At 71.1% G+C, this 12,800-nt stretch carries 9 protein-coding genes; 3 read left to right on the top strand and 6 right to left on the bottom strand.

Annotation, left to right across the window (positions count from 1 at the left end; all coding sequences use genetic code 11):
* Positions 1 to 63: 63 nt before the first annotated feature.
* Positions 64 to 1,095 carry an aspartate-semialdehyde dehydrogenase gene (locus TU31_RS15925; protein WP_042154822.1) on the bottom strand — a complete coding sequence of 344 codons (1,032 nt, stop codon included), beginning with the start codon at positions 1,093 to 1,095 and terminating at the stop codon, positions 64 to 66.
* A 402-nt stretch (positions 1,096 to 1,497) separates the two neighbouring features.
* On the opposite strand from TU31_RS15925, the gene TU31_RS15920 reads away from it, so the two are divergent.
* Positions 1,498 to 3,237, top strand: coding sequence for a TIGR03767 family metallophosphoesterase (locus TU31_RS15920; protein ID WP_042154820.1), 1,740 nt, complete (start codon positions 1,498 to 1,500; stop codon positions 3,235 to 3,237).
* 14 nt (positions 3,238 to 3,251) lie between these two features.
* Here TU31_RS15920 and TU31_RS15915 read toward each other — a convergent pair whose 3' ends face one another.
* Positions 3,252 to 4,274, bottom strand: a complete 1,023-nt coding sequence (locus TU31_RS15915) for a hypothetical protein (RefSeq protein ID WP_042154818.1) — start codon at positions 4,272 to 4,274, stop codon at positions 3,252 to 3,254.
* 124 nt (positions 4,275 to 4,398) lie between these two features.
* Entirely contained in the window at positions 4,399 to 6,987 is a 2,589-nt protein-coding gene (pepN, locus tag TU31_RS15910) for an aminopeptidase N (protein WP_042154816.1), read from the bottom strand.
* A 124-nt stretch (positions 6,988 to 7,111) separates the two neighbouring features.
* On the opposite strand from pepN, the gene TU31_RS15905 reads away from it, so the two are divergent.
* Positions 7,112 to 7,747 carry a mycothiol-dependent nitroreductase Rv2466c family protein gene (locus TU31_RS15905; RefSeq protein WP_042154814.1) on the top strand — a complete coding sequence of 212 codons (636 nt, stop codon included), beginning with the start codon at positions 7,112 to 7,114 and terminating at the stop codon, positions 7,745 to 7,747.
* Positions 7,748 to 7,872: 125 nt separating this feature from the next.
* On the opposite strand, the gene TU31_RS15900 is transcribed toward TU31_RS15905, so the two are convergent.
* The 3 genes from TU31_RS15900 to TU31_RS15890 all read right to left on the bottom strand — a co-directional run bounded on the left by TU31_RS15900 (position 7,873) and on the right by TU31_RS15890 (position 11,854).
* Complete coding sequence (locus tag TU31_RS15900; RefSeq protein WP_042154812.1) at positions 7,873 to 8,514, bottom strand: superoxide dismutase; 642 nt, start codon at positions 8,512 to 8,514, stop codon at positions 7,873 to 7,875.
* A 174-nt stretch (positions 8,515 to 8,688) separates the two neighbouring features.
* On the bottom strand, positions 8,689 to 10,131 hold the full coding sequence (locus TU31_RS15895; RefSeq protein ID WP_042154810.1) for an amino acid permease: 1,443 nt from the start codon (positions 10,129 to 10,131) through the stop codon (positions 8,689 to 8,691).
* Positions 10,132 to 10,426: 295 nt separating this feature from the next.
* Positions 10,427 to 11,854 (bottom strand): amino acid permease, encoded by a 1,428-nt coding sequence (locus TU31_RS15890; RefSeq protein WP_042154809.1) that lies wholly within the window; start codon positions 11,852 to 11,854, stop codon positions 10,427 to 10,429.
* Between the two features lie 330 nt (positions 11,855 to 12,184).
* Between TU31_RS15890 and TU31_RS15885 the strand changes: the two genes are divergently transcribed.
* Positions 12,185 to 12,781 carry a biotin transporter BioY gene (locus TU31_RS15885; RefSeq protein WP_042154807.1) on the top strand — a complete coding sequence of 199 codons (597 nt, stop codon included), beginning with the start codon at positions 12,185 to 12,187 and terminating at the stop codon, positions 12,779 to 12,781.
* Positions 12,782 to 12,800: the final 19 nt, after the last annotated feature.

Genomic DNA, 12,800 nt, shown 5'->3' with positions numbered 1-12,800 from the left:
CGAAAACGGCGGGTGCCCGTACGGAGTCTCCGTACGGGCACCCGCCGTCGTGCGGTGCCGCGGTCAGCCGCGCAGCTCCGCGGCGACCAGCTCCGCGATCTGGACGGCGTTCAGCGCCGCGCCCTTGCGGAGGTTGTCGTTGGAGACGAACAGCGCCAGACCGTTCTCGGCGGTCTCGTCCTCGCGGATCCGGCCCACGAAGGACGCGTCCTGGCCGGCGGCCTGGAGCGGGGTGGGTACGTCGGCGAGGGTGACGCCGGGGGCGCCGGCCAGCAGCTCCTGGGCCCGCGCGGGGCTGAGCGGACGCGCGAAGCGGGCGTTGACCTGGAGCGAGTGGCCGGTGAAGACCGGGACGCGGACGCAGGTGCCGGACACCTTCAGGTCCGGGATCTCCAGGATCTTGCGGCTCTCGTTGCGGAGCTTCTGCTCCTCGTCGGTCTCGTTCAGCCCGTCGTCGACGATCGAGCCGGCCATCGGCAGCACGTTGAAGGCGATCGGGGCGACGTACTTGTCCGGCTCCGGGAACTCCACGGCCGCGCCGTCGTGCGTCAGCTTGGTGGCGTCCTGCTCGATGACCTTGCGGACCTGGCCGTCCAGCTCCTCCACACCGGCCAGACCGCTGCCGGAGACCGCCTGGTAGGTGGCGACGACCAGCGAGACCAGCCCGGCCTCGTCGTGCAGCGGACGCAGCACCGGCATCGCGGCCATGGTCGTGCAGTTCGGGTTGGCGATGATGCCCTTGGGCCGGTCCGTGATGGCCTGCGGGTTGACCTCGGAGACGACCAGCGGGACCTCGGGGTCACGGCGCCAGGCCGAGGAGTTGTCGATCACGACCGGGCCGGCGTCGGCGACCTTCTCCGCCAGCGCCTTGGACGTGGCGCCGCCGGCCGAGAAGAGGACGATGTCCAGCCCGGAGAAGTCGGCGGTGGCCGCGTCCTCGATGGTGATCTCGGTGTCCTGCCAGGGCAGGGTGCGTCCGGCGGACCGGGCCGAAGCGAACAGCCGCAGCTGCTCGACCGGGAAGTTCCGCTCGGCGAGAATGCCTCGCATCACGCCGCCGACCTGTCCGGTGGCTCCGACGATTCCGATCCTCATGGGACTCCTTCTTTCTGGCCTGGCTCGGGTGTCTGCTCGGAACACCTGCTCAGTACTGCCTCCATCATGTGTGTGATACCCGTCGCCTTGTCCAATCCGTTCCATTCCGTGGCGGGTCGACGGCGGGATGAATACGGAGCGTAGCGTTCCGCTTACAGCGGGTCCCTGCCCGGCAAACTGGATGGTCCGGCTACCCCGCGGGGTGAACTTCCGGTGACCTCCGGCCGCACCCCCGGGCAGGGCTCCGTGACCGGCCGGTGGCCGGCAGATCCCTGTCCGGTGATGGGCTCTCCGCGTTGCGGTGGCGTTCACGCGCAGGTCACCCCCGGTGCCAACGATCCAAGGTGACAGGGCAGTTGTGCTGCCCGGCCGCCTTCGCGTTCGCACCCGGGGAGCCCGCGTATGTCCCGTATACGGTCCGCCGCCGCCACTCTCGACCGCCGTACGTTCCTCGCCGCCACCGGAGCCGTCGGTGCCGCCACCGGGCTGGGGCTCGCCTTCGGTCCGGACCGGGCGGCACAGGCCGCCACCGTCAGCCCCGGCCCGGCCCCGGCCGCGCCCGTGCCGGTCGAGGCGCCCGCCGTCCCCCGCGTCCCCTACACCCGGGGCACCACCCTCGGCAGCGTGTCCGCCCCGCGCGGCAGCGGAGGCTACCGCCGGCTCGGCGACGGCCCCGCCTGGGACCGGGTGGTCCGCACGGAGCTGGGCACCGCGCACGGCGGGCGGGACGGCCGGCGGACCGCGCTGGCCTCGTTCGTGCAGTTCACCGATCTGCACCTGGTCGATGTGCAGAGCCCGCTGCGCTACGAGTACCTGCGCGCCGAGACCGCCAGCGCCTGGCGGCCGCAGGAGGCGCTGTCCGTGGCCGGGGTCGTCTCGCTGATCGAGCGGGTCAACGCGCTGCCCGGGGGGCCCGCCACCGGCGCCCCGCTGTCCTTCGTGATGACCACCGGCGACAACACCGACAACAACTCCAAGCTGGAGCTGGAGTGGTACCTGACCGCGATGAGCGGCGGAAAGATCACCCCCAACTCCGGCGACCGGCGCCGCTACGAAGGCGTCCAGGACAGCGGGCTGAAGCTGTACTGGCAGCCCGACAGCGCGATGCGCGACGCCGACAAGGAGCTGGGCTTCCCGCGGCTGGACGGGTTCCTGGAGGCGGCGATCCGCACCGTGCACAGCCCCGGTCTGCGGCTGCCCTGGTACTCCACGGTCGGCAACCACGACTCGCTGCCCGGCGGCTGCTACGCGCCCGGTGACCCCTTCTGGGCCGAGATCGCCACCGGGGAACGCAAGCTGGAGTCGCTGCCCGCCGCCGAGGCCGCGAAGGTGTGGAAAGCGGTCAAGGACGGCCTCGACCCCAAGGGGGAGGACTTCAAGCGGCTGCTGACGTCACACGCCAAGCAGGCCCGGCGGGTCACCCCCGACGAGCGGCGCGCCCCCTTCACCCGGACCGAATACCTGCGCGCCCACCTGGACCCGGCGCACACCGGCCACGGCCCGCACGGCCACGGCTACACCGCCGCACACCTGGACGGGAACCGCCTCTACTACAGCTTCCGGATCTCCGACGACGTCCTGGGCATCAGCCTGGACACCACCGACCCCGGCGGCCACTACACCGGCTCGGTGGGCGACGCCCAGCTGCGCTGGCTGGAGCGGACCCTCAAGGAGAACGAGAAGGGCGAGAAGGCCCATGTGCTGGTCTTCAGCCACCACACCAGCAAGTCGATGAACAACACCCGCCCCGACCCGGCCCGGCCGCAGGAGAAGCGGCACACCGGAGCGGAGCTGGTCGAGGTGCTGGCCGCCCACCCCGGCGTCGTCGGCTGGATCAACGGCCACAGCCACAAGAACGAGATCATCGCGCACGACGGCTTCTGGGAGATCTCCACCGCCTCGCACATCGACTTCCCGCAACTGGCCCGGGTCATCGAGCTGGTGGACAACCACGACGGCACGCTGTCGCTGTTCACCACCCTGGTCGAGTCGGCCGCCCCGCACCGCACGGACTTCACCGACCTCTCGCAGACCGGCCTGGCCGCGCTCTACCGCGAGCTGTCCTTCAACGCGCCCCAGTCCCGTACGGACCTCGCGGGCACGGCCCGGGACCGCAACGTCGAGCTGCTGCTCAAGCGCTGACGGGCCCGCGGCCGTCAGCGCGGCAGCACCACCACATACGCACCCGGCTCCCGGTCCCCGGCGGCCATCAGAGCCGTCCGGACCACCGCGGCCTGCTGCTCCGGGGACTGCCGCAGGGTGCGGGGCAGACAGCGGACGACGGTGATGCCCAGCCGCTCCAGATGCTCGCGCTTCTGGAAGAACGGGGAGTGCAGCGGGTCCTCCTCGGCGCGCGGCGCCCGGGTGTCGATCTCCAGGGCCACCGAGTGCTCCGGCCAGAAGGCGTCCACACCGCCCAGCTGCGGCCCGCCCGGCAGCCGCAGATCGACGTTCCACAGCGGGTCGGGCAGCCCGTGCGCCCGCACCATGGCGTACAGCTGCTGCTCGGCCAGTGCCCGGCCCTCGGCCAGCAGGGTGTCCACCGCGTCGACCACATGCGGCCGGGTCAGCAGCCGGGCCCGGCTCAGCTCCCGCACCACCGCGCTCGCCTCGCAGTGGCCGCCGCGTACCGCCTCGGTCAGCAGCCGGCGCACCGTCGCGGCGTCGGTGAGCGCGCCGACCGCGTCGGCCAGCGCCCGCGGCACCGGCGCGGCCGGCACCCCGGTGAGGTCCTGGGGGACGGGCAGCTCCACCGCCCGCAGGATCCGCGCGAAGCCGGTGGAGCGCAGCCGCCGGGTGCGGGAGACCAGCACCTCGATGCGGTTCAGGGCGAGCAGCGGGGGCGCCTCGGTGAAGCCGTGCAGGGCCAGCGCCGCCAGACCCGTGATCATCGCCTCCGGGGCGTCTCCCGACGGACCGGTTTGCCGGGGGACACCCGGCCCCCGGTGACTGGCGTACAGCAGGACCGCGTGCAGCCGCTCCTCGCTGGTGGGCGGGCCCGGGTGCAGCAGATAGATGCCCGGGAGCACCTGCTGCCAGCCGCCGCCGGGGCGGCAGCGTTCGGTGGTCTCCGCGGCGGCGATGCCGTGCTCGCGCAGCTGACGGGTGGTCATCACCCGGCACCGGGAGGCGGTCAGGTGCTGGAGGGGGAGGGGGGAGAGCGGGGTGTCGTGGTTCATGACGGGTCGATTCCCGCCCCCGCTCCGCCCCCTAACCGCTGTTACACGCCCGTATCACAAACCGGACAACCCTGTACTAAAGTACGGGCGTTCGACTGCCGAAAGAGGCTGGTCGACACGGGGGTTACGGCCGCGCCCCGGCCGCCTCGTCACAAGCCTGTGCCCGCAGCGCCCGGGCCAGATCGTCCCGCTCCTCCAGCACCAGCCGGCGCAGGGCAGGCGCCGCCTGCCCGTGCTCCGCCAGCCAGCGGTCCGCCGCCTCCAGCGTGGACCGCTCCACCAGCGAGGCCGGGAACAGCCCGCGCACCACATCCATCGCGATCTCGATGGAACGCTCCCGCCACACCCGCTCGATCTCCGCGAAGTAGCGCGGGGCGTACGGGGCCAGCAGCTCCCGCTGCCCCGGCTGCGCGAACCCGGCGATCGACGCCTCCACCAGGGCGTTGGAGAGCGCGTCGGAGTCCACCACGTCCGCCCACGCCTGCGCCTTGACCCCGGCCGAGGGGCGGGCGGCCAGACAGCGCACCTGGTGGCGCTTGCCGGACGCGGTGTCGTCCCGGGCCAGCTCGGCGGCGAGCTGTGCCTCGTCCGCGACGCCGTGGGCGGCCAGCGGCTCCAGCAGGGTCCAGCGCAGCTCCTGGTCCACGTCCAGGCCGTCGATCTTCGCCGTACCGTCCAGCAGGCCCTGGAGCAGCTGGAGATCGGCGGGGGTGGCCGCGAGGGCGGCGAAGTGCCGGGCCCAGGTGAGCTGATGGCCGCTGCCGGGCTCGGCCAGCCGCAGCTCGTGCAGCGCGCCCTCGGCCAGCTCCCGCGCGGCGGGCTCCCGGCGGTCCGGCGCGGAGTAGTACTCCAGCGCCGTCCGGGACTGCCCGTGCAGCGACTGGAGCACCCCGATGTCGGTCTCCTGGCCCGCGAACCGCCGCACCAGGTCGAGGTAGTCGCGGGCCGGCATCAGCCCGTCCCGGGTCAGCCCCCACAGCGCGGCCCAGCACAGCGCCCGCGCCATCGGGTCGGCCAGGTCGCCGAGCCGGGCCCGCAGGGTGGCCAGCGACCCCTCGTCGAAACGGACCTTGCCGTACGTCAGATCGTCGTCGTTGACCAGGATCAGCTCGGGCCGCTCGGCCCCGGACAGCTCCGGCACGGCCGTCCGCGGCCCGGAGACATCCACCTCGGCACGGGCGTAGCGCACCAGCGCCGGGTCCGTGCCCTGGCGTCGGTAGAGCCCCACCGCGACCCGGTGCGGCCGCAGCTCCGGCCGCTCCTCGGCGGCCTCCTGGAGGATGCTCAGCTCGGTGATCCGGTCCTGCGCGTCGTAAGTGACCTGCGGGGTGAGGGAGTTGACGCCCGCGGTCTCCAGCCAGGCACGTGACCAGCTCGCCAGGTCCCGCCCGGACGTCTCCTCCAGCACCGTCAGCAGATCCGTCAGCCGGGTGTTGCCGTAGGCGTGCCGCTTGAAGTAGCGCCGGGCGCCCTCCAGGAACGCCTCCTGCCCCACGTAGGCCACCAGCTGCTTGAGGACCGCGGCGCCCTTGGCGTAGGTGATGCCGTCGAAGTTGAGCTTGGCGTCCTCCAGGTCACGGATGTCGGCGGTGACCGGATGGGTGGAGGGCAGCTGGTCGGCGCGGTAGGCCCAGGACTTGCGGCGGTTGGCGAAGGTGATCCAGCCGCCCCGGAAGCGCGTCGCCTCCACCAGCGCGAAGGCGCCCATGAAGTCCGCGTAGGACTCCTTCAGCCACAGGTCGTCCCACCACTGCATGGTGACCAGATCGCCGAACCACATGTGCGCCATCTCGTGCAGGATGACGTTGGCCCGGCGCTCGTAGGACGCCTCGGTGACCTTGCCGCGGAAGATGAACTCCTCGCGGAAGGTGACACAGCCCGGATTCTCCATCGCCCCGAGGTTGTACTCCGGGACGAAGGCGGTGTCGTACTTCCCGAACGGGTACGGGAAGTCGAAGTGGTCGTGGAAGAAGTCCAGGCCCTGCTTGGTGACGGTGAAGACGTCGTCCGCGTCGAAGTGCTTCGCCAGCCCCTTGCGGCACAGCGCGCCCAGCGGAATCTCCAGCTCGGTGCCGTCCTCGAAGGTGCGGCGGTAGGTGTCGGAGACGAAGTGGTACGGGCCGGCGACCACGGCCGTGATGTACGTCGAGATCGGCTTCGTCGTCGCGAAACGGTGCCGGCCGTCCTCGGCCCCGCCCTCCTGCGCGCCGTTGCTGACCACCAGCCAGCCCTCGGGCGCGGTCACCTCGAAGGTGAACGGGGCCTTCAGATCGGGCTGTTCGAAGTTGGCGAAGACCCGGCGGGAGTCGGCCGGTTCGTACTGCGTGTAGAGGTAGACCTCGCCGTCCTCGGGGTCCACGAAGCGGTGCAGGCCCTCACCGGTCCGGCTGTAGGCGCACTGGGCGTCGACGACGAGGGTGTTCTCGGCGGCCAGCCCGTCCAGCGTGATCCGGGTGCCGTCGAACACCGTCGCAGGGTCCAGCTCCCGGCCGTTGAGGGTGACCGAGGTGACCGAGGGAGCCAGCAGGTCCGCGAAGGTCGAGGCGCCGGGCTCGGCGCAGCGGAAGCGGAGCGTCGTGCGGGAGCGGAAGGTCTCGGCCGAGGCGTCACCGGCGACCGCTGAGCGGACATCCAGCGCCACGTCGTAGGCGTCGACGCTCAGCAGCCGGCCCCGCTCACGTGCTTCGTCCCGGGACAGATTCTCACCTGGCACGACGTGACTCCTTCGTCCTCGTCTCGAATATCGAACACGGGGAATCATGGCACGCCCGCCCTTGGTTGAACCTTCCAGGAACAACACCGTCGACCGACGTGCACAGCCATGAAGAGGAGACCCCGTGTCCGAGACCGCGAAGACCCCCGCAGACTTCTGGTTCGACCCGCTGTGCCCGTGGGCGTGGATGACCTCCCGCTGGATGCTGGAGGTGGAGAAGGTGCGCCCGGTGGAGGTGCGCTGGCATGTGATGAGCCTGGCGGTGCTGAACGAGGACCGGCTCGACGAGCTGCCCGAGGAGTACCGCGAGCTGCTGAAGACCGCCTGGGGCCCGGTGCGGGTGTGCATCGCCGCCGAGCAGCAGCACGGCAGCGAGGTGCTCGGCCCCCTTTACACCGCGCTCGGCACCCGCTTCCACAACCGCGGCCTGGAGCGGACCCGCGAGACGATCGTGGACGCCCTCGCGGAGGCCGGCCTGCCCGCCGAGCTGGCCGACGCGGCGGACTCCGACGCCTACGACAAGGAGCTGCGCGCCTCCCACAAGGAAGGCATCGACCTGGTCGGCCAGGAGGTCGGCACGCCCGTCATCGCCGTGCCCGGTCACGACGGCGAGCAGATCGCCTTCTTCGGCCCGGTCGTCACCCCGGCCCCCAAGGGCGAGGAGGCCGCCAAGCTGTGGGACGGGACGCTGATGGTCGCGTCCATCCCGGGCTTCTACGAGATCAAGCGGACGCGGACGCAGGGCCCGATTTTCGACTGAGACACCTGCGGCTGAGACACATGGGAGCGCCCCCGCACGTATCGGACGTGCGGGGGCGCTCCGTCAATCCGCCCGCCAGGCGAAAGGTGAGAAGACGATCACGAGGCGGGACGTCTGTAACGCCGTTACGGGGCCAGCAGCAGGTTGTTCGCGCGCTGCTTGGCGGACGTGTACCGCTTGGCGACGTCCTGCCAGTTCACGACCTGCCACATGGCCTCGATGAAGTCCACCTTCTGGTTCTTGTACTGGAGGTAGAAGGCGTGCTCCCAGGCGTCGAAGACCAGGATCGGGACCGAGCCCTGGCCGACGTTGCCCTGGTGGTCGTAGATCTGCTCGACGATCAGCCGGCCGGTGACCGGCTCGTAGGCGAGGACGCCCCAGCCGGAACCCTGGGTGGTGGCGGAGGCCTTCGTCAGCTGGGCCTTGAACTTCGCGAACGAGCCGAAGGACTCGGCGATCGCGTCGGCCAGCTCGCCCACACCGTCCTTCTCCAGCGGCTCGCCGCCGCCGTCACCGGTCATGTTGTGCCAGTAGATGCTGTGCAGGATGTGGCCGGAGAGGTGGAACGCGAGGTTCTTCTCCAGGCCGTTGATGCTGCCCCACTGGTCCTTGTCGCGCGCCTCGGCGAGCTGCTCCAGGGTGTCGTTCGCCCCCTTCACATAGGCCGCGTGGTGCTTGTCGTGGTGCAGCTCGATGATCTCGGGGCTGATGACCGGGGCCAGTGCCGCGTAGTCGTAGGGGAGTTCCGGAAGTGTGTAGGTCGCCATGCCGATCCCGCCTCCAAGCTGCTTACAAGCAGTAGTTGCAATCAATGTGCAAGAGCACGCTATCAGCAGGAGTGATCACCGGCCGGTTGCGGGGACCGACCTGGTCCCAAAGACGGAGGCGGGGCGGGACCTCGGAATGAGGTCCCGCCCCGCCGTGTGGGGAGTGGGGGAGCGCTACTCCTTGGACAGGCCCGCGTCCCGGCCCAGCGCCCGCTGCCGGATCAGGCCGATCACCGTCAGCACCCCGCCGAATCCGCCGGTGAACAGCAGCTGGATGCGCTGGTTCTCATCGCGCAGCATCAGCAGCAGCACGGCGACGATGCCCGCCAGGGCCACCCAGGTCAGGACCGGGAAGGCCCACATCTTCACCACGAGCTTCTCGGGCGCCTCGCGCTCCAGCGTCCGGCGCATCCGCAGCTGGGCGACGGCGATGAAGCCCCACACCACCAGGACGGCCGCGCCGACCATGTTCAGCAGCCACTGGAAGAGCGTGTCGGGCCACAGGAAGCTCAGCACGACCGCGAAGAAGCCGAAGGTGGCGCACAGCAGGACGGCGCGGCGCGGCACGCCCCCGCTGACCTTGCCGAGGAAGGCCGGGCCCTGGCCGCGGGAGATGAGCGAGTACGCCATCCGCGAGGAGCCGTAGAGGTTGGCGTTCACCGCGGAGAGCAGGGCGACCAGGATGACGACGTTCATGACCTGGCCGGCCGCCGGGATCTTGAGGTAGTCCAGGACCGCCACGTAGGGGCCGCTCTTGGCGATGGAGGGGGCACTCCAGGGGATGACCGTGACGATGATGGCCATCGAGCCGACGTAGAAGAGGGCGATCCGCCACATCGCGGTGCGCACCGCGGCGGCCACTCCGCGGACCGGGTCCTTGGACTCGGCGGCCGCGATGGTCACCGTCTCCAGACCGCCGTAGGCGAACACCGAGGCCAGCAGACCGACCATCAGGCCGTCGACGCCCTTGGGCAGGAAACCGCCGTCACCGGTGAGGTGGGTGGTGCCGGGTGCGGAAGTGCCGGGCAGCAGGCCGAAGATGGCCAGCACGCCCAGGACCAGGAAGATGCCGATCGCCGCGACCTTCAGGGCGGCGAACCAGAACTCGAACTCACCGAAGTTGCTGACCGCGGCCAGGTTGGTCCCGGTGAAGATCACCATGAAGAGCAGGACCCACATCCAGGGCTCGGAGCCCGGGAACCACTGGACCATGACGTCCGCGGCGCCCATCGCCTCGGCGGCCACCGCCACACACAGCAGCGCGGTGAACATCCAGCCGACCGTGAACCCGGCCCAGGAGCCTATGGAGCGCTCGGCGTGCACGGAGAAGGAGCCGGAGGCCGGATTGGCCGCGGCCATCTCACCGAGCATCCGCATGATCAGCATGACCAGGGCGCCGGAGACGGCGTAGGCCAGCACGATCGAGGGGCCGGCCGCCGCGATGCCCTCGCGCGAGCCGACGAACAGGCCCGCGCCGATCACCCCGCCCAGGGCGATCATCGAGAGGTGGCGCTGCTTGAGTCCGTTGGACAGCGTGGAGCCGCCTTCGGGGCCCGCGCCCTGAACCGCGTCGGTCTGCTCGCGCGCGGGGGTGGCGGACGAGGGTGTCCGATTCATGTCGTACCTGTCCCAGTAGGTGAGAGCGGAGCAAGGCGTTACTGCGTTCTCCCGGGGACGCGACCGGTGCGACGGTGCTGCCGGGCCCCTGGACCCCCGCCGGGGCAGCAGGTCGCGAAGGGCCTGCCGACGGCACAACTCCGGGGTCCTCGGCAAAGCGGGCTCAGTTTGAGTGCCGGTGTCCGCTCAGGGCAACAGTTGTGCAGCGAATGTTCGGTATTCAGACGTGATCGTGACGGTGTGTGTCTGATTCATCGTCGGATACGACACGGTGTCACCGCCGGCACCGGGGGATTCAGCGTCGGGCGCGGCGCGCGCGGAGTTCCCGGACGCCCGCGACGAGCAGCACCGCGCCGGTCGCCCCGGCCGACCACAGCAGCTGCGGCCGGGCCGTGTCGTCGGTCAGCATCAGCACCAGCACGCCGCCCATGGCGAGCAGCGCCGCCCAGGTCAGATACGGGAACGCCCACATCCGCAGGGTCAGCTTCCCGGGCGCCTCGCGTTCGATACGCGGACGCAGCCGCAGCTGGGAGACCGCGATCAGCCCCCAGACGAACAGCAGCACCGCGCCGACCGCGTTGAGCATGTACAGGAAGACCGAATCCGGCCATTTCAGATTCAGCAGCACGGAGACGAACCCGAAGGCCACCGACGCCAGCACGGCCCGGCGCGGCACCCCTCCTCCACTCCCGGCTTCGCCCGACACCTTCAGCAGCGCCCGCGGCGCCTCACCGCGCTCGGCGAGCGAGAACACCATCCGCGACGAGCCGTAGAGATTGGCGTTCAGCGCGGAGAGCAGCGCCACGAACACCACGATGTTCATGATCTGGCCGGCGCCCGGCACCCCGATGTGCTCCAGCACCGCGACGTAGGGGCTCTTGCCCGGCTGCATCGACGACCAGGGCAGCAGCGTCACGATCACCAGCATCGAACCGACGTAGAAGAACAGGATCCGCCACACCGCGCTGCGCACCGCCCGGCCCACCGCACGCGCCGGGTCGTCCGACTCGGCCGCGGCGATGGTGACGACCTCCAGGCCGCCGAACGCGAACACCACCGCCAGGACACCGGAGATCACCCCGCCCCAGCCGTGGGGCAGCAGGCCGCCGTGCTCGGTGAGGTTCGTCAGGCCGACCGGCTCGGTGTCCGGCAGCACGCCGAAGACCGCCAGCAGGCTCAGGGCCAGGAACAGCACGATCGCGGTGACCTTCAGCGCCGCGAACCAGAACTCGAACTCGCCGAAGTTCTTCACCGCGGACAGGTTGGCGACGGTGAAGACGATCATGAAGATCAGCACCCAGCCCCACTGCGGCACCGCCGGCACCCAGCCGTGGGCGATCTGCGCCGCCCCGGTGGCCTCCACGGCGAGCACCACGACCAGCAGGAACCAGTACAGCCAGCCCACGCTGAACCCGGCCCAGCGCCCCAGTGCCCGTTCCGCATGCACCGAGAACGCACCGGAAGCCGGTATCGCCGCCGACATCTCGCCGAGCATCCGCATGACCAGCGTCGCCAGCGCGCCCGCGATCAGATACGACAGCACGATCCCCGGGCCGGCCACCGCGATCCCGGCGCCGGAGCCCACGAACAGGCCCGCGCCGATCACCCCGCCCAGGCCCAGCATCGTCAGATGGCGCTGCTTGAGCCCCGCGGACAGCGGCTCTTTCGCGCCGGTGCCCGCACCGAGGGCGGGCTCACCGGCTTGGGTCGTTGCGTCGTGCATGGATTCGTACTCTCGCAAGGGCCGAGGCGGCGGGGGCCGCCGGCGCGTTTGGGGGAACTCCACAGGTCACCGCGGGGCGGACCCAGTGTCGCCGCACCTCGCGCGCTACCACAAAACCGGCCTCACAACGCGGCCCCGGCCGTGATGAGCATCACGTGACCTGCAAAGACGCCACACGCCCCAACAGACCCGGGCAGGGTGGGAGTTGTTCGGAACTCTCCAAGCGGGCCGGTACGGCTTTGTCGCCGCTACACGATGATCGCCGGCCGTCCGCTGGACTAACGTCATCGCGTCCCGTCCCATATCCGTCCTCACACTCGCGGAGTCCCGATGAGCACTGCCGCTCTCCACCGTCCCGGCGCCGTCCTCGCCGATCTGCTGCCGGCCGCCACCGCGTCCCGCGCCCGCGTCCGCGACGCCGCGCTGGTGCTCGGCGGAGCCGCGCTCACCGGCGTCGCGGCCCAGATCGCCGTCCCGGTCCCCGGCTCCCCGGTCCCGGTCACCGGCCAGACCTTCGCCGCCCTGCTGGTCGGCGCCTCCCTCGGGGCGGGCCGCGGTCTGCTGTCGCTGGCGCTGTACGCCCTGGCGGGGATCGCGGGCATGCCGTGGTTCGCCGGCGGTGCCTCGGGCGCCGGCGGAGCCACCTTCGGCTACATCGTGGGCATGCTGCTGGCCGCCACCGCCGTGGGCGCGCTGGCCCGCCGCGGCGGCGACCGCGGAGTGCTGCGCACCGCCGCCACCATGGCCGCCGGAATGGCCCTGATCTACGCCGTCGGCGTCCCCTACCTGGCGCTGAGCACCGGGATGTCCCTCGGCCAGGCGGTCGCCGTCGGCATGGTCCCGTTCCTCATCGGTGACGCCCTCAAGGCCGCTCTGGCGATGGGCGCGCTGCCCACGGCCTGGAAGCTCGCCGGGCGCCGCGGCTGAGATCGCGCACCGCACGAGG

The sequence above is a fragment of the Streptomyces lydicamycinicus genome, assembly GCF_000829715.2.
Classification (GTDB): Bacteria; Actinomycetota; Actinomycetes; order Streptomycetales; family Streptomycetaceae; genus Streptomyces; species Streptomyces lydicamycinicus.
The sequence above is the reverse complement of the archived record's forward strand: the minus strand, read 5'-3'. Positions and strand labels throughout refer to the sequence as shown.